This is a genomic window from Dyadobacter sp. CECT 9275, assembly GCF_907164905.1.
Classification (GTDB): Bacteria; Bacteroidota; Bacteroidia; order Cytophagales; family Spirosomataceae; genus Dyadobacter; species Dyadobacter helix.
Window position 1 is genome coordinate 665,932 of sequence record NZ_CAJRAF010000001.1, and the last position, 26,560, is coordinate 692,491.

Genomic DNA, 26,560 nt, shown 5'->3' on the forward strand with positions numbered 1-26,560 from the left:
TGGAAAGTCTGAGCCTAATGAACCGCTGCAGTTTTCCGGCAGCAACTGGGCAATTTGTCATGCGCTTTCTGATTCGCCGGGCTTTCGTCTGCATCGTAACCGGTATGATTGATGGTGGCTTTGATCGCTTCCGGGGTTGTTTTTGCCGGATTGTACTTAACCGTTATCACTTTATTGCTGAGGTCCAGGTTGGAGCTTTTCACACCTTTTGATAACCCCAGCGTCCTTTCGATGCGTGCTTTGCACATCTCGCAAATCGCAGATGTTTTGATTTTTATTTCTTTATCCCCATCCGCCAGGGCTACATTGAAGGCCAGTAAAAATGAGGCAAAGAGTGATATGAATGTCGTTTTCATGATAGCTTTTTTTGGGTTAAAGTAATTAAACGTAAATCGGGTAATTGCTAATGTATGTGTTCCGTCGAATCCGTTTCGGCCAGGGCTACTTCCTGAAGCTCCATTTTACAGACCGGACACTTACCTGCTTCTGCATAGGTTTTGTCGCCCTCGCAGCGCATGGGGCAAGCAAATTTCCTGCCTTCGGCCACCTGGGTACTGTCCGGTGCAGCGGTTTCAGATTTCTGACGATTGCCGGAACAGGCGGTCAAAATGATCATACCGGACAGGATAAATAACTTGTACATAAATCTTTTGTTTTTTGATGTTTATAAACGGGTTAAGCGAAAGCACTGCTATTCAGGTATATTTTTTATTGGAGGCAGCTTTTACTTACTACTGCCAACTTTGTCCAACGTTTGGCGGGGGAGTATGTTTGTCTTTTTAAATTCCCCCGGCGTCATTCCGGTTACTTTTTTAAACTGGTTGCTCAAGTGTGCAGTACTGCTGTAAGAAAGCCTCCACGCCATTTCACTTAATGAAAGCTCGTTGTAAGAAAGCCATTCCTTTACCTTTTCAATTTTTTGCGCGATGATGTAATGCTCAATGGTCTGGCCTGTCTCTGAAGAAAACAGATTACTCAGATAAGAATAATCATAGCCGGTTTTTTTGGACAGGTAATCCGAAAAATTGACAGCGTCAGGTTTGTTCCCCTTCAGGTATTGAATCTCTTCAATAATCAGTGTTTTAATGTTTTCGACCAACGCGGCACGTTTATCATCAATGAGTTCGAAACCATTCACTTCCAGCATCCGTCTGATCTCGTCAAGTTTTTGCAAGTCTATATCGTTGACCGTGTCCACATTGCCAAGAGCTAAGTGCGCCAGGGGCACTCCAAGTTTGTCAAACTCCTCTTTTACAACACGTTTACAACGGTCACATACCATATTTTTTATATACAATTTCATAAGGGAGTCAGTTAAAATCAAAAGAGAAAGATAACCTCGGATATGTTTCTCTTTTATTTGATAATCTTATAACGTATTCCTGCATAAATCATTCGCCCGGTTACAGGTCCCCAGGCCATACCCGCGTCAAACCGGCTTCCAAAAGGTTCAGCGGCAGCCATGATCGGATTTTTTTGCCTGAAATTGTTCAGATTTTCTCCACCCAGGTAAATATCCCATTTGGGGAAAGTTCGGGTGATCTGAGCGTTTATGTTAAAAAAGGATGGGGCCCATGTCGATACCAGGTTTGTTTGAGTACCATGATGCTCATGCATTTCACCCATGTAGGGAATCCTTTTTTTACCGTTCCATTGCACTGTGGCGTCAAATTTCCATTTGTCGTAGGGGAGGGCATAACCTGCATTAAAGAGGAGCCTGTCCCGGCTTACCATCATTTTAGGCAGTAAATTTTCATTTCCCTCCGTATCCGTTATTGTTTGTTTTACATCAAACAGCCGGTAGGCTAGTTTCAGATCAAACCGCTGGATGGGCGTTAAATTAACCTCGGCCTGAAAGCTATTGGCATAAGCTTTACCAGACAGGTTGGAAAATCGTATGTACCGGGGATCTTCCAGGTTGGCAATTAACTGGTTTTCAAAATTTGTTCTGTAGAAATCGACAATGAAATTCCCTTTCACCGCTCCCGGATTAAAGTCCTGCGTGATACTGGCACCATAGTTCCATGATGTTTCCGGTTTCAGTTTTTCCTGGAAAATCACTGTTCTGGCGCTCACCAGGTTTCCGTAATATTCGGCCAGGGGATTAGCCACCCGAAATCCTTTACCCGCCGACGCGCGCACGGTAGTTCCTTCCGTAAGATTATATTTAAGATGTAATCTGGGTGTCCACTGTGTGCCGTAGATGTTGTGAAAATCAGCGCGGCCTCCTGCTACGAGGATAAACTTATCCAGATGGTTATAGGTATACTCAAAGAACGCTCCTGGAACCGACTCGTTTCTGGCAAGGGAAATGGTGCTGAACTTTTCATCATAATTGTCAAGCAGATAACTCAAGCCTGTTTTGTAGGTATGGTTGGTGTTGCCGATGATAGACTGATAGATCAGATTTCCATAGAAGGTTTTCTGTCTACCGTCATAATTTTTCAGGCCAAAATAACTTTTGGAATCATAAACGGAGCCACTCAGGATAAAACCTAATCCACGGTACGGCTGGTCAGGGAATAACCGTGCGATTTTTGAGAAAACCTCGTATCTGCCGACTTTTGCCCCGAAACCATAAACGGTATCACTTCCTTTCAGATCACGCCGGAAATTGGTTTGTCCGCCCAGTCGATCTTCATAAAGTGCTTTTACGCCAAATTGTGCCATCCAGTTTTTGCTTTGGTATTTCCATCTGTTTACCGCGTTAATTTGGTTATAAAGCGGAAGATCCAGAAAATGATCCCTGTTCTGATCCATCCGGTTTCTCAGGGTGCTTCCATGCGTAAGTAACGCTGTGCTCCATTTTTCATTCAGCTGATGGGCCAGGCTGAGGTTGATCTCCGCCCTTCCGAAACTGTTGACATAGGTATTTAAATAGAGCTTTTCGCGGGTATCGGGTTTCTGGAGTTCCACGTTGATCTGTCCGGTCATGGATTCGTAGCCATTCACAACCGAACCTGCACCTTTCCCAATGTCAATGGATTGAATCCAGGTGCCGGGTACAAAGTTGAGTCCGAAAGTGGAGGCGAGGCCACGGATCGAAGGTATGTTTTCTACGTTAGTCTGTATATAGGTTCCGTTCAGGCCCAGCATCTGGATCTGTTTGGCACCCGTAACTGCGTCGCTATATGAAACGGAAACCGATGCGTTGGTTTCAAAACTCTCGGACAAATTACAGCATGCCGCTTTTGCCAGTGCTCTGGTGGTGATAATTTCGGTTTGGTGCGGAGATAGCCGGTCTATGGAAGTTGCGCTGCCTCTTACCGTTACTTCCTTAAGCGCACGGTCGTTTTGCAAAACTATTTCCAGTTCACTTTCGGCGCCTACCTGAATGGTATCACTCATGAAACCTACAAAGCTGACTACCAGGAGGTCTGATACGATACTTCGGGGTAGTATGAATTCCCCGCTGGAATCTGTTGTAGTGGCATGTGTGGTACCCGCCCAGTAAACATTGGCACCCGTTATGGGGCGGATAGTGCCCTGCACCTGCTCGTTGACGGTCCCTTTAATACCTTGTGCAGACAGCAGGAAAGGGAAAAGGAGCAGGATCACTCCTGTTATATTGGTTTTCATTCTAATTTAAAATCATTGATGGAGAAATAATTTAAAAGCCCAAACCACCGGTAATGAGGTGGTTAAGCGATTTAATTTATTGTTTATCAATATTTCAAATTAAAAATGACTGTATAAAAAAGAGCATACTTCGCCCATGAAAGAGCGATGTGAAGGATATGACGTTACGCCGGACCGACAGTAAGGAAGCCTCCCAATATTGTTCAATGAAAGAGAAAGAGGGTGCAGTCCAGACAAATCCGCCTGCCAGAACTTTTAGTACCTTGGCAAGCAACTGGGTAACCGCAGATGACGTTACGTCAACCTTTTCGTATTTCTGCTGTTCTTTGCAGCAATCCGTTTTTTTGAAGAAAGTACCGGAAGCTTCTTTTTGTCTCTTGCTGGCAGCACAACAGGTTGAAACAACCTTTTTTTCGCAGGAATCTGGTTTTTTTTCAGCGATCAGCTGCATCGACTTGCCCCGCATCATACACTGATGTTCAATGAACCCGAAACCCGTACTGCTGAGCAGTATCAGGAAGGCCATCAGGATGGTGAGCGATTGATGCAGCTGGTTTTTCATCGCCTGCTATCTGTTTACGGATTTTTGCTTTATTCTTGTGATGTAAAAAATCAATGTACAAAAGTACTGGTTATCAGGAAAACTCCTGCGCAGCGTAGCCTGCTTTTTTAACCAGTTCTGATATTTCGGCAGCGGATTGGTCTGTTGTAACGGTTAAGACTCTGTCGGCACTCTGCAGGTCCACCTGCCAGTTTTCAATATGTTCATCACCATTCAGGAAGGGCGTTACGGTTGCAACACAGCCATCACATTTTATATTTGTCTTGAATTTCAAAGTTTGCATGACCTCTTTTTTATTTACTTTTTCAGTATTTAACCATACAAAGATCGGGACATGCCTATATTAAATTGTTACAGAATTCGCGAAAAGATTTACAGATTTTTGGGTTTTATTCCGCAGACAGGAAGTCTGCAGATCGGCGGGAAGGTACCCACGCCTCAGTGGAACCTTCCCGCCGATCCATAACTTTTTCCCTGTAGATATCGGATCATTACTTTCCTTTTTCAGGTTCAGGTTTGTTCCCAACGTTCCGGATATTCACCAGCTTCACCAAAAGGTCAAACCAGAACGGTGCACCAAATGACAGCGCAGCAGCCGTAAGCAGCCAGCCCAGCAGGTTCTTAGCCAGCAAAGTAAAGAATACCCGTAACACTTTCCATCCATGTACTGATTCAGGTACGACACTTTTCCAGCCGATGGGCAGCCCCAGAGAAGTCAGGTGATTCTGAAGAAAAAATGCATACTCTTCTTTTACCTGTAACAAATCCAGATCGGAAGTGGCGGTAACAGTCAGCTGGCTTTTCACAAAGGTGGGGTGATACTTTTTCACAGAATTTATAAATACCGTATCAATCCAGTGCCGGGACTCCATTTTTATGCTGTCCGACTTGATGTATTCCCGGAAGCAAGCGGCCACCACTACGGAATCCCCATGGCTGGTGATATGTATCCTTTGTACGGTATCTGCCAGCGTGGAGTCCTTCTGCCCGAGATAGGTCAGAAACTTTTCCTCGTTACCCTTTTCAAAATGAGAATAATCTTTGTCACGGGCTGCTTCCATGGCTTTTTGCACCATTTGGTTGCGCAGGACGGGGTCGGTATACAGCCTTTTTGTGATGCTGATGGAATTTAGGTTTAAACATACGGAGACGGCCAGGGCAACCACCCAGAGAACAATGCGTGTGGAGCGTTTGTACCAGTCTGTCACCTGAACCATGTAGGCATCAAACCATTCGGCCAGTTTTTGCCGGAATTCATCCAAATCTTTTGATTCCTTTGAAATGACCGTCAGGATTTCCTTTAGCGTACCCGAGGCAAGCCCCTGGATCTGGGCATCGAGTTTTGCCAGGTTACTCGCTGAGCCTACGGTGGAAAGGCTGCTTAATATTACACTTACGAAAGTTTTTGAGCTGATGTAAGAAATGGAGTTGTTCCAGATCTTCCACCGGGGATTGCGGAAGGGTACTATCAACGGGTGTTGCATAAACGACTGGTCGGACACGACGAGCTTGTCCAGCGCTTCTTTGAGGAGCTTGGCCCTTTTGTCCAGCAGGGTATTGATAAACTCAGTAATACCTGAGACAAACATGCTGGCAACGAGATAGAAAAAAGTGAGCGACAGTGCCACATCCAGAAAGACAGAGAGATTATTCGTATTCATGTCAGAAGGTTGCAAAGGGTGAACGCGTTTTGGTTATTTGCCCGGAAGTGTAAACCGGAAATCAAAACTGGATACCAGTTCGGCTTTGCTGAGAAGGGAAGATTTTTTGATACCCGCATACAGGTTCAGCCATATCCCGCTGATCAGGTAAATTTCCCCGCCCAGATAGGAGAACCATACATTTTCTTTTCTGAAACTGTTGGTGCTGTACTGGGCTTCAAGAAATCCCTTTGCTTCATTGTTCCCTGCAAAAATGCGGCTGCTGAGCGTTATTCCGTTGGATTGCTCTCTTTTTAGGTCTTCGTTCACCACCGAGGCATGTTCGTAGTTGGCACTCCACAGGACCTGACCCCATTTGCTGATTGGGTGCGCTCCTGAAAGCCAGGCAGAAAAGTTATCCTTTTTTAAATTTCTGATCAGGCTGTCGGAGGAAACGGCTGTGAACGCAACCGCCATATCCACCTTGGCCGAATTCCAATTATCTTTTTTGTAATCCTCAATGAGCTCTGCGATGGATTTGGTATCAGCTTTGCCAAGAATGGCTCCTGTAACATTTATTCTATGCGCCTCTGGTATTTCCATGAATTTATCATTGTAATATTGTTCGAATGTTTTTACAAACGTGGTATCATTGTTCATTTTCTCATCGAATGTTACAATGTTCATGTGATTTTCTTTCATGAACCTATTCCTTACATCAATTTCATTTAGAATGTGGCCTTGAAGTTGTTTCGCTAGTGCCAGTAGAGAGCCATTATCCGTTTTTAAATCTCCCTTATCAAGCAAGGAGATCCTGAACCCCACACCGAGTTTGCGGGCATTGAGTTTTTTGTCGGTAGAATCCTGACCCGTAGCAATAGATATCCTCAGACTATTGATTGTCCGGTTTTTGATATAGTCACTGAGATGGATAGCCTTATTTTGTTTCACAAGAATAAAAGGTGCGATTTCCGCTGAAAATGATTGTGGAATGGTCAGGCTTCCGGATTGCACAAACTGAGGAAGTATCACACTGAGTGCTTCAACAGTAGAGGGTCTCAGCAGTTTGCTGTCTCCGGAGCCGAGCAATTTTTGTGCGGGCAGGTCAGGAACGGCAAAGTTGATTTTCATCTTGCTGAGCAGTACCGTCTCATCCTGGGCAGCTACTTCATGAAAGCAAATGAGCAATAGAAGGGATATTATGATAGAAGTTTTCATCATGTCAGGGTTTAGAAATGAGTTGGATCAGCAGGGTTGCTCTTTGTACTTTACCAGTCAGCTTGCCTGTTTTGGCTTCTTTTCCGATCAGAGAGCCTTGCTGGGAAAAATTCGCTTCGATAATAAAGTTGGGGAAGTTGTCGGGATCCAGGCCCTGGAATTTCATGGTTACGAGCACAAACCGCCGGTGATTGCTGGCCAGCGGGGTCGGCAAGGGGAGGGTATCCGGAATGGTGTCTACGTTGTTGCCGGTTACGGGGGGGATCAGGGAGGGAGGGTTCCCATCTGGAGCAAATAACTCAATGGCATAGCCAAGCACCATTACGCCTTGAATATCCAGAGTGAGGGTAAGGTCGTTCTTGTCGGGTAAAAAGAATAGCTGTTTCATGTTTATCTTGCTGATTGTTAGAAATTTGGAGATTAACTGTGTCCAAAATTCCTAAAAACCGGATCGATAAAACAGGAGCTTTTTACTTATTCGGGTACCGTATTTTTCCCGAAAAGGATGTAAAAAATACGGTGGATAAGGATGGAAATTAAAAAACAAAAGTAGCGGGCGGACCTGCTACTTTTGGGAAATGAAAACAGTATGATTGAATAGGGCCTCACAGGATGGCTTTCCTTATAATCTTATGCTTCTCAGCCGCAAACTATTGGTTACCACCGAAACCGAGCTTAACGCCATGGCCCCGCCTGCAATCATGGGATCAAGCAGAAAGCCATTAACGGGATACAGTATACCGGCGGCAACTGGTATGCCGATCAGGTTGTAAATAAAAGCCCAGAAAAGGTTCTGCCGGATTGTGGTTACCGTTTTTCTGCTCAATTTAAATGCTTTGGGCAGCGCCAGCAGGTCAGAGGTAATCAGTGTCATTTTGGCGACATCCATCGCTATGTCCGAACCTTTGCCCATGGCCACACTCACATCCGCCTGTGCCAGCGCCTGGGAGTCGTTGATGCCGTCGCCCACCATGGCAACAATTTTCCCGTCTGCCTGCAGCTTTTTTACAAACTGCATTTTATCGTCCGGTTTTACTTCCGCCTGGTAATATTTTATACCTGCTTCTGTGGCAACGGCCGCGGCTGTCTGGGTATTGTCGCCGGTGAGCATATATACCTCAATCCCCTGCACCTGTAATTTTGCAACTGCCTCGGCGGAAGTCGCTTTCAATTTGTCGGCAATGGCGGCAACCGCTAGCAGTTCACCATCGGCTCCGACCCCGATTACCGTTTTGGCCTGTTGTTGAAGTGCTGCTGCTTTGGCGGACAGGTCACTGTTCATTTTTATCCGGTTATCTTTCAGAAAAGCAAAGGTACCAATGAAGTACTGTTTGCCAGCGACTTTCCCTTTGACGCCATAGCCGGTTATCGTCTGGAAAGAATCAACGTTGCCCGTCTCTGATTCATTTACATAGTGTACAATAGCCTGCGCCAGCGGGTGTTCTGAGCGGGTTTCAAGTGCTTTTACTGCTTTCAAATGGGTATCTTTTTCCGAAGTATCCGTTGCCCATAACCAGTCGGTAACCACCGGATGTCCCTCGGTAAGGGTACCTGTTTTATCAAGAATTACCACGTTCACCTCATGTGCGGTTTCAAGGCTTTCTGCATCTCTGATGAGGATATGATGCCCGGCTCCCTTTCCAACCCCCACCATAATGGCAGTTGGTGTAGCAAGACCCAAAGCGCACGGGCACGCAATGACCAGCACCGATACGGAGGCCAGTAACCCATGCGTGACGGCATTTTCCCCGCCGAAGAATAGCCAAAGTATAAAAGTCAGTATGGAAATGCCGATCACAACAGGGACAAACACACCAGCGATTTTATCAACCAGCTTTTGTACAGGTGCCTTGCTTCCCTGAGCCGACTGAACCGTTTGAATGATTTGTGACAGGACCGTATTTTTACCCACTTCCTCCGCTCTGAAATTGAAGCTTCCCTGTTGGTTTATTGTTCCTGCAAAAACTTTTTCACCTGCCTTTTTTTCGGCGGGCAGCGGTTCACCGGTCATCAGGCTTTCATCGACATAGGAACTGCCGCTCAATACTTTTCCGTCCACGGGGATTTTCTCTCCGGCTCTGACCACGATTTCGTCTCCGGGCAAAACGTCCTTTAAGGGTATCTCACTCTCCACGTTACCTCGAATAATCCGTACCGTTTTGGGCTCCAGTCCTATTAGTTTTTTGAGAGCCTCCGAGGTATTGGTTTTGGCCCGTTCCTCCAGTAATTTACCAAGCAGAATAAAGAAAATGATAACAGAAGCTGCCTCAAAATACACGTGCGGATGAAGCCCGCGCGCATGCCAGAACTCCGGATAAAAGGTATTGAAAGAACTGAACAGGAAGGCGATCCCGGTACTGAGCGCAACCAGCGAGTCCATATTCGCTTTCTTGTGCCGGGCCTGTTTAAATGCATTGACAAAAAAATCCCTGCCAAAGCATACCAGTACCAGCAGCGTCAGCACCAGCATGATATAATTTCCGTAAGGCAGATCCATCCAAAACATGCCGATCACCACCACCGGTACAGACAAAACGCCAGCCCATATCGTGCTTTTTTTAAGTTTGTTATAACGTTCCTGTAGCGCAGCTTCCTGCTCGGCCAGGGCCTTATCTTCATCTTCTTCTACGATAAGCCCGTATCCGGCTCCCTGTAAAACTTTATCGAGCGCGGGCAATGCGGTTTCCTTCGGATTAAATTCGATCTGCACCGTCTGGCTGGCGTAGTTAACGGCCGCATCGGCTACACCGTTTGTGGTTTTCAGTATGGACTCCACACTGACCGCACAGGCAGCACAGGACATGCCAGTAACCGGAACCGTTATTTTTTTTGAATCAGCTATTGTTTCCATCATCCTGTCTTTTTTGTATCATACAAAATTAATATCCTCTACCTCCGCATGCCTTACAGAATTATGGGTAAAAGTTACAAGATAACAGGATTATCCCAGCCGGGTACCATTGGGAAGAGGGAAGTCGGGCCCGGCCAGTATTACCTCACCATCCGGCAGCACAAAGCCTGTCGTCAGAACCTCGGAGCGGAAACCGGCGATGTTCTTTGGCGGGAAGTTGATCACACACAGTACCTGTCGGCCGGTGAGTGCTTCCTTGGTATATCTTCTGGTAATTTGTGCCGAGCTTTGTTTGACACCAATTTCTTCTCCAAAATCAATCCATAGTTTAAATGCCGGTTTACGGGCTTTCGGGAAATCTTCCACGGTTATGATTGTTCCCGCTCGAAGGTCGACGTTTTCAAAATCCTGCCAGGTGATGGTATTCATTGGTTTAATAAAAATGAGTATACTAATTAAGCGATTGAACATTAAATAAACATTTTATTTGCTTTTACTTGCAACGATCATCTTGTCAGAAAAACCATTTATGAAAACCATATTAATTTTAGTTGCGTCCCTGCTGCCGTTCATCTCCTTGGCACAAAAGGCCAAGTTTTATCTGGGAAGCCAGGAAAAGAGTGCCAATGCATCCATTTCACTTTGTGAGCTGGATCTGTCCACAGGGAAAGTGGCCCTGCTGGATACTTTCAACAATTGTACGGGACCCGGTTATCTGGCCCTTTCGCCTAACAAAAAGAATCTGTATGCGGTTTCAGCAGATAATAAAGTCAACGCCTTTAAAATAGGTTCGGATGCCCGGCTTACCTACCAGAACGGCCAGTCGTCGGAAGGGGTGAACCCTTGTCACGTTTCCGTTCATCCTTCGGGAAAGATGGCATTTGTCTCCAACTACACCGCCGGCAGTTTTACGGCCTACACACTTCAGCCTGACGGGGAAGTGAATCCTCCTGTTTTTACCGAGCAATATACCGGGCACGGCCCGAACGCTAAACGTCAGGAAAAATCGCACGCACATTTTGCGGCCACTACACCAGATGGCCGCTACGTTTATGTGGCGGATCTGGGAGGAGACAAGCTCATGAACTATGCTGTTGATATTAAATCCGGGAAACTGGCCCCTAATGCTGCACAGCCTGCTTTTAGTGGCAAGCCAGGCTCGGGCCCAAGGCATTTTGTAGTACACCCGTCGGGTAAATGGCTATTTTTGCTGAACGAGCTGGAGGCGACTTTAACAGCCTGCAGCATCAGCAAACAAGGAGTTATTACTGAAATCGCTACTTATCCTACCATTCCGGCTGACTTTAAGGAGCCCAATACCAGCGCGGCCATTCATTTGCATCCGAACAACAAATTTGTATATGTTTCAAACCGGGGGCGAAATTCCATCAGTGCCTTCAAAATCAAGGCAGATGGCACACTGGAAAAGGTAGATGAACAAACCAGGGCAATTGCGGTACCCCGTGATTTTAACTTTGATCCGTCGGGTAAATTCATGATCGTTGCCAACCAGTCGACGGATAACATTGTGGTTTATGATGTAAATCCAGCGACAGGAAAATTAAGTTTCCGGCATGAAAGTATTTCAACCAAACTGCCTATTTGTGTAACATTCCTGTAAAAAGAGCAGGCCTTGCGAAGGTATGTCGAAAGGCCTCCTTTTTTTAGAATTATCGCTTTTGACCCGGCTCCGGTCACAGCTTCCCGGCTATCTTGTTCTGATAAAAATTCAGGAAATCTTCCAGTTGCTCCACCGGAATTTTGCGCGCGATTATTTTTTTGTTCTTGTCCAGAATGTAGATCGTCGGGGTGGTTACCACATCAAACTTCCGGACGAAATCAATCTGTTTCAGTGCGTCAAAGCCGTTTGTTAACTCAGACAAATTGTATTTTGTCACAAACTCTTTCCATTCGGGCATATTGTGTTCAGTGGAAACCGTCATGACCTGTATGCCCCCGGCTTTATTCTTGTCATAAAATGCCTTCAGTTTCGGCGCAGCTTCCTTGCAATGGCCGCAGGTTGGCGCATAAAAGAATACAACGGTATACTTCGCACTGATATCCTGCACACTCACTTTTTTGCCGGCAGGATCTGTTAGAGCCAGTGCAGGAAACGGTTTGTTAACCAACAGGTATTTCAGCGTATTTACCTTATCGGATATTCTTTTCTTTACTTCTTCCGAAACGCCCATTTCGCCCGACAGGTAGTACTTGCTGGCCATGTGAACCCACACGGCTTCCGTACCCACCGTTTTCGGATTTTCGTACTGGTTGGTGATATAAAACACAATGATCTCTTTTACCTCCTTACTACCCGAAGCCATTTTTACCAGTTTGTCGGCATCTTTGATAATGGAATCAGGTGTTTGTACCACCAGATTCTTGATATACCTTTCCAGTCTGGGCTCCAGAAACGGAGTGTTCAGTATTCTGGAATCAGAGAAGTTAAAGTTATCCCAGTAGTGGGCTTTGTAATAATTAAATATCCATACCGAATCCGTTTTGCCGTTCGGAAGCTTGGGAGCGGCGGGTATCTCGGGATCAGCCGACATTTTCAGAAGCTGGCTGGTGAAGCTGTCGGCATTTTCCGTCAGGATTTTCTCACGGTATAACTTAAAGGCTTCCTGCGCCGCTTTTACCTTGTTTTGGTAGTCAGGGCCTTTTTCCTTGTTGAGCTTTTCAATTTCTTTGGACCTGGCCTGGAAATCTTTTTGATATCCGTAAAACAATTCATTTTCCCTTGACCCCTTGACCTGCATATTCCCGACGGCATCGGTGGTATCGGTACTGAGCGAGAAACGGGGTTCTTTGCCGGAATAGACAAATTGGATCCACCGCTGTTTTCCAGGGAAAAGGATCACGTAAAGTCCACCCGGTAAATCTTTGTCGCCTTTGAAAACCATACGTCCTTCCGCATCGGCTTTGGCGGTATCCTTCGGTACAAACTGGCTGTGATTCCTGCTAAAGTGCCCAAGGATAAAGGAGGAATCCCGGAGTCCCTTGAGACGGGCCTCGATTTCATATCCCTGTGAAAAACTTTTGGTATATATCAGCGAAAGAATAACGAATAGGAACGAGCGTGTTGTGATAAAATTCTTCATCAGGGAATGATGTATTTGCTATTGAAAGATATAATGCGGTACTTCAAGCTTTACCGGAAATGCAAATTTAGCTTCAGAACGGTTATATATATCTGCTTCGTACTCAAATGTTTTATTTTCTCTCCAAAACCATTGATTTTCTGCTGATGCCCATGAACATCAGCCTTATACTTTTAATGTGGGGTATGTTTGTCAAAAACAGGCGGAAACGCAATACTGCCCTGATCCTTTCTCTTATGATACTCTTAATGACTTCAAATTCATATATCGTCAACAAGGCATTTACGGTCTGGGAATATAAACAGCTGAATATTAAAGATGTTGCGGATGGTTATGACGTAGGTGTTGTGCTGACAGGCGGGATGATCAACTGGGCAACTTTTGCAACCGACCATATCGGCTTTGGAGGGCATGCAGACCGGTTCTTACAGGCTTATCTGTTATATAAAAACGGGAAAATCAAAAAGATCATGATCTCCGGCGCCAGTCCGGGCTGGCTCACCCGGCAGGGGAAAGGAGAGGGGCTGGAGGTGAAAAGGCTGCTTATCCAATGGGGCGTGAAACCGGGAGATATTGTGCTGGAACAACGGGCCAGAAATACACGGGAAAATGCTGTTTTTTCGGAGAAATTGTTAGCGGAACAATTTCCAGGGCAGAAGTATCTTCTCATTACTTCTTCTTTTCACATGAAAAGGTCCATGGCCTGTTTTGAAAAGACCGGTCTGAAAATGGATGCTTTTCCCGCTGATTTTTACGGAGGAGATTTTCGCTTTAAGGTGAAAGATCTGCTTATTCCCGACCCCGAAGTGATCGGGTACTTCAATTTGCTGTGGCGGGAGTGGATCGGTTTTGTGATCTACCGGATCATGGGCTATTGCTGATCGGCAACTTCCAGGGTGAGCGGTCAGAAGACGCTATTGCCAGATGTTTGGCATCATAATAGGCAAGAAGCTGTCTTTGACCACTTTGAGCTATTGAAAATAGCTATACACTCAGAATCTTTACCATCCTCAGTAAATCTTCATTGATGGGCTTTGGCAGACGGATGGTGTCTTCAAAGGGTGTGTACACCAGATCATTGTTAATAATACCGGCCATCACATTTTTTTGCCCGGCCAGTAATCCTTCCAGAGCACCTAATCCGAGCCGGCTTGCAAGGATACGGTCATAGGCAGAAGGAGGCCCTCCGCGCTGGGTATGGCCCAGCGTGGTAACACGGATATCCGCATTTTCGTCAACCTGTCTTTTGATTTTTTCAGCTACTTCCTGTGCACTGCCTTCTTCATCCCCTTCGGCCACAATGATAATGGATGATGATTTGGAGCGGCTCCATCCTTGTTTCAACGTTTCCACCACCTGGGAGATAGGTGTAAGTACTTCTGGAACCATTACCAGCTCTGCACCTCCGGCAATACCGGACTGAACGGCGATATACCCCGAGTCACGTCCCATCACTTCAATGAAAAAAATCCTGTCGTGTGAACTGGCCGTGTCACGGATTCTGTCAATGGCGTCAAGTGCTGTATTCACAGCGGTATCAAAACCAATGGTATAGTCGGTGCCGTAAAGGTCATTGTCGATGGTTCCGGGTGCTCCAACGGTGGGTATACCATATTCGTTGCCAAAGATCATAGCCCCTGTAAAAGTTCCGTTACCGCCAATAGCCACAAGCCCTTCTATACCCAGCTCCAGCAGGTTATCGTAAGCCTTTTTTCTTCCTTCGGGTGTCATGAACTCTTTGCTTCGTGCCGATTTCAAAATCGTTCCTCCCCGCTGTACAATATTACTTACCGAATAGGACTCCATCTTATAGACATCCCCGGCAATCATTCCGCTATATCCTCTTCTTATTCCGTATACTTCAATTCCGTGATACACAGCTCCACGTACTACCGCCCTTATGCAGGCGTTCATACCCGGGGCATCTCCTCCTGAGGTAAATACTCCAATTCTTTTCATTTATTTCCTGGGTTATTTCTTAGCAATTGCTGATAGTTCGATTTTACGCATGATGCACAAGTTCTGCAAATTTATCTGGTATTTCGATAAAATATACGACCAATATTCTAATTCTATCAAAAAAATACCAAAAGAAGATTCAAATTTTACATCCCAAACATATATCAATACTTCTATATTTGCGCTGGTTAATGAAAATTTAATATGAATGCGTCACTTTGAATGAAAGTATTATTGACTGAAAAGTCATATTTGTACTCATGTTTATAGCATAACGTCACTGAAAAAGGATTACCTGTTTAACACAAAAAAAAATGGAAAGAATATTTTCTTGGCAACGCCTTTGGCCTCACATGGTTGCCGTGGTTGGATTTGTTGCCTTGTCGGTTATTTATGCTTCGCCGGTTCTGCAGGGTAAGAAAATGAATCAGTATGATGACGTGCAGGCCAAAGCGGCGGCACGGGAAATAGTAACCTACCACGAAAAAACCGGTGAGTGGTCTGCCTGGACCAACGGGATGTTTGCAGGTATGCCTGGCTTCCTGATTGCCGCCGATTATCCTACCAGCATATCCACCAAGCTCGGACAGGGTATTAATAAAATACTGCCTGCCCCTGCCAACTATTTGCTGATAGGCATGGTAAGCGCCTATATCCTTCTTTTGGTTGTGGGTGCTGGTTCCTGGCTGGCTGCGCTGGGTGGTATTGCCTTCGCTTTCGCCTCCTTTAACCTTGTCAGCCTTGAAGCGGGACACGTATCCAAAATGCTGGCAATTTTTTATGCCCCGGGGGTACTGGCCGGTGTTTTGCTGGCTTTCAGGAAAAACTGGCTTGCTGGTGCAGCATTAACGGCCCTGTTTTTGTCGCTTGAATTGTATGCAAACCACGTTCAGATAACGTATTATCTGGGCATTGGCATTGTGCTGCTGGTGATCGGCGAAAGTATAGGTTACATCAGGTCAGGCAAGATAAAACAGCTTTCGTTCATACTGGCCGGCCTGGTTTTTGCAGCGGTGATATCGGTGGGTACGCACACCACACGCCTTTGGAATGCCTACGATTATACAAAAGAAACCATCCGCGGAAAGCCGGAGCTGACCGCACCCGTAAATCCCGGAGGGAAAGCACCCAAACAGGAGGGACTGGACAAGGAATACGCATTTTCATACAGTTACGGATGGGGAGAGCTCATCACCTTGCTGATTCCGGAAGCATACGGCGGATCAACCAGTGGCGGCCTGGACGATAAATCGGAAACCTACAAAGTACTTGTTGGAAGGGGGCTTGATCCTGCCAATGCGCAGAATATTATCCAGCAGCTCCCACTTTACTGGGGAGATCAGCCGATTGTGGGTGGCCCTGCCTATGTGGGAGCCATTGTGTTTTTCCTCTTTATTCTCGGGCTATTTATCGTTAAAAGCCCGCTGAAACCCTGGCTGGTCGGGATCATCATTTTGTACCTGGTATGGGCGCTGGGGAAGCACTTCGAGATAGTCAATTACCTCTTTTTTGACTACTTCCCGATGTTCAACAAGTTCAGGGCCATGACCATGGTGGTTGCGCTGGTGCAGCTGCTGATGGTTTTGATAGGTATCCTGGCCCTCAAAACCATTGCCGAAGAAAAAACAGATCAAAAGGAATTTTCTAAGCAGTTTCTCATTTCCCTGGGTATCTCTGCGGGCTTATGTCTGATACTTGCAGTAATGCCTTCGCTGTTGTTTAACTTTCAGGGCCCTAACGATGCGCAGCTTCAGGCGAGCTTTGCGGAGCAGGCGAAAGATGCTGGTTTTGCACAGCAGATCGTGAATGCTATTGTGCAGGATCGTGCCGGAATGATGAAGGGAGACGCTTTCCGCAGTCTTATTTTTATCCTGCTGGCGGCCGGTGTGATCTGGCTTTGGGTGAAAGATAAAGTGAAGCCTCTGGTAGTGTACACTTTACTGATCGTGCTAATGATATTTGATATGTTTGGTGTGGACAAACGTTACCTGAACAACGACGATTTCATCAGTAGCTATGCGGCGCAGGTGGCCATCACACCTTCACCCGCAGACGAGCAGATTATGAAGGACCCTGATCCTGATTTCAGGGTTTTTGATCTTTCTAATCCGCAAGGGCCTTTCAATAGTGCTGCGGCCTCGTATTTTCATAAGTCGCTGGGAGGATATCACGGCGCCAAGCTGCGCCGGTACCAGGAGCTGTTCGAAAGACAAATTGCCAAGCAGAATTCAAATCCGGAAATTCTGAATATGCTGAATACCAAATATATCCTCATGGGTGATCAGCAGGGGAATAAAACAGTGCAGGTAAATCCGGGCGCTTACGGACATGCCTGGTTTGTGAAAAATTATAAAATAGTACCGGATGCCAATGCTGAAATGGCTGCGCTGGATTCGCTGAAACCCAGGGAAGAAGCGGTGATAGATAAGCGTTTTGCGGATAAACTCAGCGGACTTACAATCCAGCCGGATTCGTCCGCTAAAATTAGCCTGATTTCCTACAAACCTAACGAGCTGATCTATGAAAGCAATTCGGGCAGGGAAGGACTGGCTGTTTTTGCCGAGATATATTACAATGTCCGTGATGAATGGAAAGTGACCATTGACGATAAACCGGCGGATTTACTGAGGGCCGACTACGTTCTGAGGGCACTGCGTGTTCCTGCGGGCAAGCACACCATTAAATTCAGCTTTGAGCCGGTTTCGGTGGCTACGGGAAGTAAGGTGGATCTGGTCAGTTCTATATTACTGGTTGTGCTGATCGCCGGAGCCCTGTTCGTTGAAGTGAAAGGGAAAAAGGTATAGTCCGATTTATCGGTTTACAGGAAAGAAGGGAGTTTCTCAGAAAATTTGATTCTGAGCAACTCCCTTCCTGTTTTATTACTCCCTACTGTTAACTTAAAACTGCCTACTGCCTACCTCAGCCTTAACATAGCTATCAGCCCAATTTGGCTTTTTTCTGGGAAAGACCCTTTCTGTTTTAATACTGCCTACTGTTAACTAAAAACTGCCTACTGTGCCCACTGCCTACTTCAACCTTATCACAATCATCAGCCCAATTTGGCTTTCAGATATCCCAGCGCATTTTTGTATGCATCGGCGGCTGCAGCGGCGTCATATTTTGCATTGCTTGGATTGGCAAAGGCATGTACAGCGTCGTACATTTTGATGGTTACCTTTTTGCCTGCGGCCTTCATGTTTTCTTCAAACTGGGAGACCGTGGCTGGAGGTATTCCCTGATCCTGGCTTCCGAAAATACCGAGCACATCGGTATCGATGGTTTTCAGTTTTTCAATATCCTGTTCGGGGCGTCCGTAGTACATCACACAGCCTACCACCTGCTTGCCTCCCAGAATGGCGGTTTGCAAGGATAACATACCGCCAAAACACCATCCGATGCTGGCGATCCTGGCTTTGCTGCCTGCATATTGCATGGCACCCCGGGTGATAGAAGCCAGCCTCTCCTTACTGGCCGACTGCATAAGCTTGCCTGCTTCCTGAGGTGTAGTAGCAACCTGTCCGTCGTACATATCCAGGGCCAGTACGTTAACATCTCCCAGATCTTTGTAAAGTTTTTCTGCCGATTGTTTGATGTAGTCGTTCAGACCCCACCATTCCTGGTAAACAAAAAGCCATTTGTTGGATTTCTTCGGAGCTTTCAGGAAAAAACCTGAAGCAGGTTTCCCATCTGGCGTATCAAACGTAATTTTTTCTCCCTGCCCCTGATACACCATCGGAAGAGGAGCTTCGTGTAAGCTCTGGAAGGAAGGGTCAGCGGCTAATGCCGACATGTCATTGGGAAATGGCACCGAATGGCAAATGGGGATATCGGACGTGCCCGTTTTGACTATGGGGCGGGAAATAAAAGCATTCAGTAGAAATGCCGGAATTAAAAGTAGCAGCTGTTTCATGTGTTTTCAGAAGTTAAATGATCAACGGTTCCAGATCAGTAAGCGTAGATTTTGAATAAATATAGTTCAATTTTTCAAAGGGCATCATCAACCAAAACAGATTTAATTTCTTCTAAATTTAATGAAATCGCCGGTCTGTAACCAGCTGTTTTTTTAAAATTACCCAAATCATAACCTGCTGATCATTCTGAGGTAATACGGCGGATCTTTCTTTGTGGTTTATCCAAACCAATCCGATTAAAACTCAATGAAAAGTGTTCTGCAGATATTGGTATTACTCATAGTGCCGATCATAGCTTATTCTCAGCCCGACCAGCGTTATCACCTGATTTCCGGTAAGTCGGTCGTTCAAACCAAAAATTATTATCTCCTGACTTTGCTGGAAGAAACGGCTGCGGTGAGAGCCATGCTTGAAAGTGATACTGAGCTGAAGAAACTGGCTGTTTCCAAAAAGAATCACCTGGCAGATGCGCTGAAAAATTGTAAGAATGATGCCTCGTGTTATACCAGCGGAATGAAATTCAGTGCGGAGGAGATCGGGATGGTTGGCAACCGGCTGTCGGCACTTTATTCGGATAAAAATGCCCTGGGCAAACTGGTCAGGGAACATCTGATCCGGTCGGGGGCTTATATCCTGTTCCGGGACCTTTCACCAAAAGACATGCTGGTGAAGGCGTGGGGACAGGATGCTGCGGGTATTAACCATGCCATCGGGGTATATGCGGAAGGTAAGAAGCCTAACTATCCCAATATCGATTCCATTGCCTTTAAAGTGCAGTCACGAAGTTTTGCAACCTTGGTTTACGATGTATCGGACATTGTCGTGCAGGAGGAAAAGGGGACGCTGTTTTTCGGCCCGTCAATGGATTATGCACTCAGGTTTCTTGAGGTAAATGAAAGAACCGAAGCGGCGGACTATGAACCAATGGAAACGACGGTGAATAAGGCAGCCGTGGAAAAGGTTAAAGGTATCGATTGGAAGAAATATAAATATACCCTGATACTGGTACCTGGCGCTGGTCCGGACACTTATGGTGTTGCCCTGAGTGCCGGAGGTATGCTGCGGTGCAGAGTTGCGGCGCTTCGTTATTTTGAAGGGATGGCTCCTTTTATTCTGGTTTCGGGTGGCAGGGTACATCCTTACAAGACCAAATTCAGTGAGGCCTATGAGATGAAAAAGTATCTGATGCAGGAATTAAAGGTGCCGGAAAGCGCTATTGTCATGGATCCGCACGCACGGCACACCACCACCAATATGCGTAATGCGGTGAGGCTTCTGTATCGCTACGGTATGCCTGTCGAAAAGCCTTGTGTGGTTTCTACCATGCGTGCTCAGAGTTATTACATCACCAACGACGCGTTTATAGAACGTTGCCGGAAGGAATTAAACCATGTGCCATACAAGCTGGGGAACCGGCTGTCGGAAACGGAATTTGAATTTTACCCGGTGACAGACGCGCTCCATATTGACGCCGATGAACCACTGGACCCCTAGGTTGATACCTGCCGGTGGCACGGTTGATCTTCCAAATCGGACGGAGTCGCGAAAAAACAGCCGTGCCACCGATTGCAAAGTATCTCTTCTCCTGCCCAAAATAGTCAAGAAATGAAGCGAATAGCAGCCTTCTTTTTACTGGTTTTTCTACTAGGCGCCATTGCAGCCAATACGCCCGGTGTTTTTGAAATTTCCAGGTCAGTATCTGTCGACTCCCTCGGGGCGTGCCAGGGAGCCAGCTATATCGACGGTAAAGTTTTCCTTTACGGCGACAGAGAGGTAGGGGTGATCAGGGAATATACGCTAGATCAGGATTCGCTGATCTATTTCGGAAAAGAATACCGGCTTACACTTAACGGGCAGGATTTGATTAACCATCCAACAGGAATTGCGCATCATGGCAGATTGCCCGTTTTTATTGGTAACAGTATCAGGCTCAATAAGGAAGGTACTTTGTGGAAGGCGGTTATTTATCAGGTGAACTGGAAAGGCCTGAAAAATAAAGGAGTACTGGACGGAAATCTGGTGAAAACAATTGAGGACGATGCCTGTATCCAGGGGACGCGTCCGGAATATGTCCGGTACAAAGGAAAATGGTACGTTGCCACCGCTGATTATGGTGATAAGCGGAATGAAGTAAGATTATATGACTCTGAAAGGTTAAAGAAAGCTGTAAAAACATCGGAGCCCGGGGTGTTATTTAAAAAGTTTTCCTGCGGAGCCTGGGTCCAAAATCTTCACTGGGTGAATGAAAAGGGAATTTTGATCCTGATCCAGAATCAGATAGAAGGAAGAAGATGGCGTTATACTTTCCTTGATCTTGAAAAATCATTGGATACCGGGCAGCAACAGGTTATCCGTATCCAGGATATGGATCAAGCGGATGAGCTTGAAGGTTTTACAATGACAGGCAGTGGAAAGGGGATGGCTGTGACTTCGTCCCGAAAGCAAAATGTCCATTTTATGACAACCGGATTTTAAGATGAAGCCCGATAATTTCACATTTTGGTAACAATTCATTTCGATTAAGGTAATACCTCAAAAATACATTTGTGACTTGTTTTTAAATGTTTTAAAGAACATTCAGACAATGATCAAATGTATTTTTTATTGTTTTAATTCAATTTATGCAAGTTAGGCGATTATGAAAAAACAACTATTACCTATTGTTCCCTTTTTCGTTGCAGGTATCCTGATGATCAGTCCGGGACAAGCCGCATTTGCGAAAACGGGAAGGAACAAAGGAATAACAATCCGCGAAAACCTGACGGCTGCGGCTGTGAGAGTTTCGGGAAGAGTGGTTGATGAGAATTCTGAACCTTTGCTGGGTGTTACTGTTTTGGAAAAGGGAAGTAACAGGGGAACGGTTACTGATATAGACGGTAAGTTTAGTTTAGATACTGAAAACGGTGCAACGCTTGTAATTTCATTTGTTGGTTACATTGCGCAGGAAATAGCTGTTTCGGGTGATAAAGTTTTGAATATCAGTTTGAAACAAGATGCCCTTATGCTGAACGAGGTAGTGGCGGTAGGGTATCAGACTTTAAGAAAGAGCGATCTGACGGGCGCTGTTTCCAGCGTTAAAGCAAAAGAACTGAACCTCACTACGCCAACCATCGGACAAGCCCTTGTGGGGAAAGTGGCCGGTGTACAGATATCTCAGGTAAGTGGTGCGCCTTATGTAGGTACCAAAATCCGTGTACGCGGGGTGGGTTCTGTTAACGCAAGTTCAGATCCTCTGTACGTAATTGACGGGTATCCTGCCGGAAATGACGTGTTCATCAACCCGAATGATATTGAATCTATTGATATCCTTAAGGATGCCGCATCGGCTGCTATTTATGGTTCCAGAGCATCGGGCGGTGTGGTGCTGATCACCACCAAAAGAGGGAAAGAGGGTAAGGGGAAGTTGGAGTACGATTACCAGTATGGTGTAACCCAGCTGAGTAAAAAAGTAGATCTGCTTAACGCTTCTGAGTTTGCCCAGCTGATGATAGATGGCCGTAACAATTCATACCGCGACCTGATGGTGAATTCCGGCAAACCCTGGAATGACGGCATGTTCTCGGATGACAACGCCACGCGTATCAAAAATGTAGGAAATGCGGGTTCCGTAAGTATACCAGTAGATATTTACAATTTCGGTACGCAAACCCTGATTGAGCCTAAATATAATACCGACTGGCAGGATGAGCTTTACCGTAATGCCATCGCGCAGCGCCACAATGTATCGTTCAGCGGAGGTAAAAATGGGGTGAGGTATGCACTGAGCGGCGGATACATGAATCAGCAGGGAATTATCCTCAGTACCGGGCAGGAGCGTATCAATTTCAGAACCAATATAGATGCGGAGGTCAGTAAAAAGCTGAAAGTAGGTGCGAATCTTTCCCTCACCAATAATACCAATCGTGAGGTGCAGGAAGGGCGTTTTAACCAGGGGCCTATCCTGGGGGCACTGATTTACATGCCGATCTTCAAAGCGTACAATCCGGATGGTACCTTGGCCAAAAATGAGGCGGCCGCATTGAGCTCGGGATACGGCTTGCAGTCTGTTGAAAATCCCGTTGCCCTTGCCACTGAGACGCATATTAACAGAAGAGGCTTGCGTGGAACTTACAATGGTTTTGCTACCTATGAAATCATTCCGGATCTGAACTTTAAGGTGAATCTGGGTTTGCAGACTTACAACGAAAAATATGAGTATTATCTGCCTACCAGCCTGAGCAGTGGTGCCAACCCTCCGGGATCCGCACAGGCCATTGCCGCCGCAAATGCGATTGCACAGACGACCTCCCAAATGGATAAACTCGCAGAGTTTACGCTGAACTATAAAAAAGCTTTCGGAAAGCATAATCTGGATGTGCTGGCAGGGTATTCGGCCCAAAAGAATACCTCAGACATCATCGCCGTCACTTCAAAAGGATTCCAAAATGACAGGATCGAGGAAATTACCGGAAAAGGCGCGGATGCTACGTTTTTCTCACTTAATTCAGCCACAGGAAAAAGCAACTGGACCATGATATCGTATCTGGCCCGTGCGGTTTACAATTTTGATAACCGGTACTACCTGACCGCATCGTTCCGTACGGATGGTTCGTCCCGTTTCGGACCTAATAACCGCTGGGGTAATTTCCCGTCCGTTTCGGCAGGCTGGAATATCTCCAATGAATCCTTTTATGGCGACTGGCTGGGTAAATCCTCAACAGTCAAACTTCGCGGCAGCTGGGGGTTAAGTGGTAATAATAACATTGGTAACTATAACTTCCTGCAAACCATGGCTGCCCCGGGTGGTGTGGTATTCGGGAACAGTACCGTCAATACCGCTATGTGGGCAGAAGGTATCAAGGACCTAAATCTGGGGTGGGAGTCTACCTCTCAATTCAATTTCGGGCTTGACCTGGGTTTACTTCAGGACCGTCTTTCCATTATTGCCAACTATTATCTGAGCCGCTCTTTCGATCTGTTGTTTGACCAGCCGTTATCAGCAATTTCAGGAGCTTCAACCATCCGTACAAATCTTAGAAATTCCAAAGTTGAGAATAAAGGGTTTGACATTCAGGTGGATGCAAGGGTAATCTCTACGCGTGATTTTAACCTCAATATCAATGGAAATATTTCCGTTAACCGTAACAAGGTTTTGAATATGGGAGGTGCAAGCACCATCATGACCGCGGGTGCGGAAAGGTCGTACCTTACACACATTACCCGTGAGGGACAACCTATCGGAATGTTCTACGGGTTCAAGGTGAAAGGTATGGTACGGGAATCGGATATGGAAAACCTGGCTGCTGACAATGCAAATTATAATGCCTCTACTCAGAAATTCCCTGAAGGATATGTACTGAAAGGGCCTGCACGGTCAACCGCTTCAACGAATCCGCTTCGTCCCGGTGATCTTTATTTTGAAGATGTGAACAAAGATGGTGTAGTGAATGATGCCGACAAAGGTGTGATCGGCAGCCCCCATCCTAAATTTACTTATGGCTTTGCCCTTTCGGCAAGTTATAAAAACCTGGACTTTACATCGTCTTTTAACGGAACTTACGGAAATAAGGTACTCGACGGCCAGGATTACTACGTCTACAACATGGAAGGTTCGGGCAATCAATACAAAAAGGTACTCAACCGGTACAGATCCGAAGCCCAGCCGGGTGACGGTCACGTTTACCGTGCCAATCGCGGAGGAACGCAGAGTAACAGTACCCGTTTGTCGACATTCTATCTGCAGGATGGGTCTTTCCTGAGATGTACCAATATCACACTGGGTTATACCCTGCCGCAAATTGCCGGCCTTACACACAACGCGATCAGCAATCTGAGGGTGTATGTAAGCGTGGACAACGCATTTACATTCACCAAGTACCTGGGGTATAATCCTGAGGTGGATTACAACAATGGAGCAAATCTGACACCCGGTGTGGATTACGGAAAATATCCGTTGGTACGTGCATATAACATCGGGGCGAAAATTACCTTTTAAGTAAAAGATCATGATGAAGATACAAAATAGAATTGTCAATATATTCGCTGGTATCGCACTGGCGTTCATGAGTTCCTGCTCTGCTGATTTTATCGATCAGCAGGATCCGAATGCGGTAACGGCCGTCACTTTTTACAAAACTGAAAATGACGTCCTGCTGGGTGTAAACGGTATTTACCAGTCATTAAGAAGCGGCAACGGTATTGGCGAAGGAAGTGCTCTTTTTTCGGAGGAGCGTTCCGACAATACAGGCCGTAACGACAACCAGTCCAATGCAGGCGAGCCTTTTCAGTTTAATGATTTTTCCTTGCTGCCAAGTAATGCCTATCTCAAATCGCACTGGCTGGCTCTGTATCAATCTATTTCAAGGGCTAATCAGGTACTTACAGGTATCGAAAACGTAACCTTTGCAGATAACAACGTAAAGGAGGGGTATAAGGCAGAGGCGAAATTTATCCGTGCGCTTATCTACTTTCACCTGGTTCGTAAATGGGGTGATGTACCTCTGGTTACCAAACAGCTGATTACTCCGGCCGAGATAACCGCGGCGACATTCCGGGAAAAACAGGATGTTGTTTACCAGCAGATCATAGCTGATCTGAAAGATGTGGTTGCCAGTCCGCTTCCTAATTTACAGAATGCCGCTAACAAGGGACGTGTATCCAAGGCGGCGGGAAATGCGCTGTTGGGCCAGGTATACCTTACCATGGCTACCACCCTGGATGCGACAAACCGTACGGCTAATCTGAACGAGGCAAAAACATACCTCACCGCAGCCTATAACATGCGGACCTTCGGGCTGTTAAAGGAAATACCTTATGCTGATGTATTTGATGTCGCCAAAAAAACAACCTGTCCTGAGCTGATTTTCCAGATTGTGAACAAACAGGGAGATATTAACTATTCTTCGGCCATTGCCAGGAACAACCAGGCAAAGGGTGAAACCATCAATTCATTATTTGCTTCTGCCGGTGCTGGCGGAAATGTAAAGCAGGATCTGGTGAAAGATTATGAGACCGGTGACAGCAGAATGACCTTTTCTGTCAAGTATGCCAATGATCCTATTGTTAAGGATTATTTCATTACCAAATACCGCGACAACAGCGCTGCTGCTACTACCAATGGCTACGGAGGAAACGACTGGATATTAATTCGTTATGCGGATGTGATCCTGATGCTGGCCGAAGTAAATATGTATTTGGGGGACGATGCTGCGGCCATTGGTTTTCTGAATCAGGTACGTGAAAGGGCAGGTTTGCCAACTTATGAGGTATCTCGGGCTAATGCTGATTATGCAGCAAAGTATCCCACGCTGAAACTGGCTATTCTGCATGAACGACGTGTGGAGCTGGCTTTTGAAAATCAAAGATGGTTTGACCTGATCCGGTCTTTCACCGTTGACGAACTGATCGCGTACTTCAAAGCGAAACCACAGGCCGATTACGGTATTGCCAAAATATCAAACTTTGGACGTAAAGACCGGTTTTACCCGATTCCTTTTGATGAGTACAAACTAAATCCTGAAAAAATGTACCAGAATGAGGGTTACTAGTGTGTCGGGTTCACCGTGGGCAGTTAACGGTAGGCGGTAAGCAGTAGGCAGTTTGACCGGCTTTTAGGGATTTAAATAAATGTGATCCCATACTGTATCTACCTACATAAATTAAAACGATCGTGGCTTCTATCCAATCTGATAGAAGCCACGATCGTTTATAAAGGATACGAAGGTTACGCCAGTTGGTTTCCGTCATGATATATTGTGACG

21 protein-coding genes are annotated in these 26,560 nt (G+C 46.0%); 7 read left to right on the forward strand and 14 right to left on the reverse strand.

Annotated elements, in window-relative coordinates; genetic code table 11:
- Window positions 1-14 precede the first annotated feature (14 nt).
- The 11 genes from KOE27_RS02605 to KOE27_RS02655 form a co-directional block, all read right to left on the reverse strand.
- Window positions 15-356, reverse strand: coding sequence for a heavy-metal-associated domain-containing protein (locus KOE27_RS02605; RefSeq protein WP_215237293.1), 342 nt, complete (start codon window positions 354-356; stop codon window positions 15-17).
- 47 nt (window positions 357-403) lie between these two features.
- Window positions 404-643: a heavy metal-binding domain-containing protein gene (locus KOE27_RS02610; protein WP_215237294.1), complete on the reverse strand. Its 240-nt coding sequence runs from the start codon at window positions 641-643 to the stop codon at window positions 404-406.
- Window positions 644-724: 81 nt separating this feature from the next.
- On the reverse strand, window positions 725-1,303 hold the full coding sequence (locus tag KOE27_RS02615; protein ID WP_215237295.1) for a helix-turn-helix domain-containing protein: 579 nt from the start codon (window positions 1,301-1,303) through the stop codon (window positions 725-727).
- 53 nt (window positions 1,304-1,356) lie between these two features.
- The gene (locus KOE27_RS02620; protein WP_215237296.1) at window positions 1,357-3,579 is read right to left on the reverse strand and encodes a TonB-dependent receptor; all 2,223 of its coding nucleotides are present in this window, start codon (window positions 3,577-3,579) and stop codon (window positions 1,357-1,359) included.
- 94 nt (window positions 3,580-3,673) lie between these two features.
- Entirely contained in the window at window positions 3,674-4,141 is a 468-nt protein-coding gene (locus tag KOE27_RS02625; RefSeq protein WP_215237297.1) for a hypothetical protein, read from the reverse strand.
- A 73-nt stretch (window positions 4,142-4,214) separates the two neighbouring features.
- Window positions 4,215-4,424 (reverse strand): heavy-metal-associated domain-containing protein, encoded by a 210-nt coding sequence (locus KOE27_RS02630; RefSeq protein WP_215237298.1) that lies wholly within the window; start codon window positions 4,422-4,424, stop codon window positions 4,215-4,217.
- 208 nt (window positions 4,425-4,632) lie between these two features.
- Window positions 4,633-5,802 (reverse strand): hypothetical protein, encoded by a 1,170-nt coding sequence (locus KOE27_RS02635; RefSeq protein WP_215237299.1) that lies wholly within the window; start codon window positions 5,800-5,802, stop codon window positions 4,633-4,635.
- A gap of 33 nt (window positions 5,803-5,835) precedes the next feature.
- Window positions 5,836-7,002, reverse strand: coding sequence for a hypothetical protein (locus KOE27_RS02640; protein ID WP_215237300.1), 1,167 nt, complete (start codon window positions 7,000-7,002; stop codon window positions 5,836-5,838).
- Between the two features lies 1 nt (window position 7,003).
- Window positions 7,004-7,387: a hypothetical protein gene (locus KOE27_RS02645; protein WP_215237301.1), complete on the reverse strand. Its 384-nt coding sequence runs from the start codon at window positions 7,385-7,387 to the stop codon at window positions 7,004-7,006.
- Window positions 7,388-7,621: 234 nt separating this feature from the next.
- Window positions 7,622-9,850, reverse strand: coding sequence for a heavy metal translocating P-type ATPase (locus KOE27_RS02650; RefSeq protein ID WP_215238346.1), 2,229 nt, complete (start codon window positions 9,848-9,850; stop codon window positions 7,622-7,624).
- A 90-nt stretch (window positions 9,851-9,940) separates the two neighbouring features.
- Entirely contained in the window at window positions 9,941-10,279 is a 339-nt protein-coding gene (locus KOE27_RS02655; RefSeq protein ID WP_215237302.1) for a tRNA-binding protein, read from the reverse strand.
- 100 nt (window positions 10,280-10,379) lie between these two features.
- On the opposite strand from KOE27_RS02655, the gene KOE27_RS02660 reads away from it, so the two are divergent.
- Window positions 10,380-11,471 (forward strand): lactonase family protein, encoded by a 1,092-nt coding sequence (locus tag KOE27_RS02660; RefSeq protein WP_215237303.1) that lies wholly within the window; start codon window positions 10,380-10,382, stop codon window positions 11,469-11,471.
- Window positions 11,472-11,544: 73 nt separating this feature from the next.
- Here the strand turns inward: KOE27_RS02660 and KOE27_RS02665 are convergent, their stop codons facing one another.
- Complete coding sequence (locus tag KOE27_RS02665; protein WP_215237304.1) at window positions 11,545-12,951, reverse strand: TlpA family protein disulfide reductase; 1,407 nt, start codon at window positions 12,949-12,951, stop codon at window positions 11,545-11,547.
- 107 nt (window positions 12,952-13,058) lie between these two features.
- On the opposite strand from KOE27_RS02665, the gene KOE27_RS02670 reads away from it, so the two are divergent.
- On the forward strand, window positions 13,059-13,832 hold the full coding sequence (locus KOE27_RS02670; RefSeq protein ID WP_215237305.1) for a YdcF family protein: 774 nt from the start codon (window positions 13,059-13,061) through the stop codon (window positions 13,830-13,832).
- A gap of 103 nt (window positions 13,833-13,935) precedes the next feature.
- Here KOE27_RS02670 and pfkA read toward each other — a convergent pair whose 3' ends face one another.
- Window positions 13,936-14,910 carry a 6-phosphofructokinase gene (gene pfkA, locus KOE27_RS02675; protein WP_215237306.1) on the reverse strand — a complete coding sequence of 325 codons (975 nt, stop codon included), beginning with the start codon at window positions 14,908-14,910 and terminating at the stop codon, window positions 13,936-13,938.
- 314 nt (window positions 14,911-15,224) lie between these two features.
- Between pfkA and KOE27_RS02680 the strand changes: the two genes are divergently transcribed.
- Window positions 15,225-17,714, forward strand: coding sequence for a YfhO family protein (locus KOE27_RS02680; protein WP_215237307.1), 2,490 nt, complete (start codon window positions 15,225-15,227; stop codon window positions 17,712-17,714).
- 245 nt (window positions 17,715-17,959) lie between these two features.
- Here KOE27_RS02680 and KOE27_RS02685 read toward each other — a convergent pair whose 3' ends face one another.
- Entirely contained in the window at window positions 17,960-18,820 is an 861-nt protein-coding gene (locus KOE27_RS02685) for a dienelactone hydrolase family protein (RefSeq protein ID WP_215237308.1), read from the reverse strand.
- 247 nt (window positions 18,821-19,067) lie between these two features.
- Here KOE27_RS02685 and KOE27_RS02690 point away from each other — a divergent pair, with 247 nt between their 5' ends.
- The 4 genes from KOE27_RS02690 to KOE27_RS02705 all read left to right on the forward strand — a co-directional run bounded on the left by KOE27_RS02690 (window position 19,068) and on the right by KOE27_RS02705 (window position 26,347).
- Complete coding sequence (locus KOE27_RS02690) at window positions 19,068-20,315, forward strand: YdcF family protein (protein WP_215237309.1); 1,248 nt, start codon at window positions 19,068-19,070, stop codon at window positions 20,313-20,315.
- Window positions 20,316-20,426: 111 nt separating this feature from the next.
- The gene (locus tag KOE27_RS02695) at window positions 20,427-21,296 is read left to right on the forward strand and encodes a hypothetical protein (protein ID WP_215237310.1); all 870 of its coding nucleotides are present in this window, start codon (window positions 20,427-20,429) and stop codon (window positions 21,294-21,296) included.
- Between the two features lie 163 nt (window positions 21,297-21,459).
- Complete coding sequence (locus KOE27_RS02700; protein WP_215237311.1) at window positions 21,460-24,795, forward strand: SusC/RagA family TonB-linked outer membrane protein; 3,336 nt, start codon at window positions 21,460-21,462, stop codon at window positions 24,793-24,795.
- 10 nt (window positions 24,796-24,805) lie between these two features.
- A complete protein-coding gene (locus tag KOE27_RS02705) occupies window positions 24,806-26,347 on the forward strand; it encodes a RagB/SusD family nutrient uptake outer membrane protein (protein ID WP_215237312.1) in 1,542 nt (513 codons plus the stop codon).
- Window positions 26,348-26,560 lie beyond the last annotated feature (213 nt).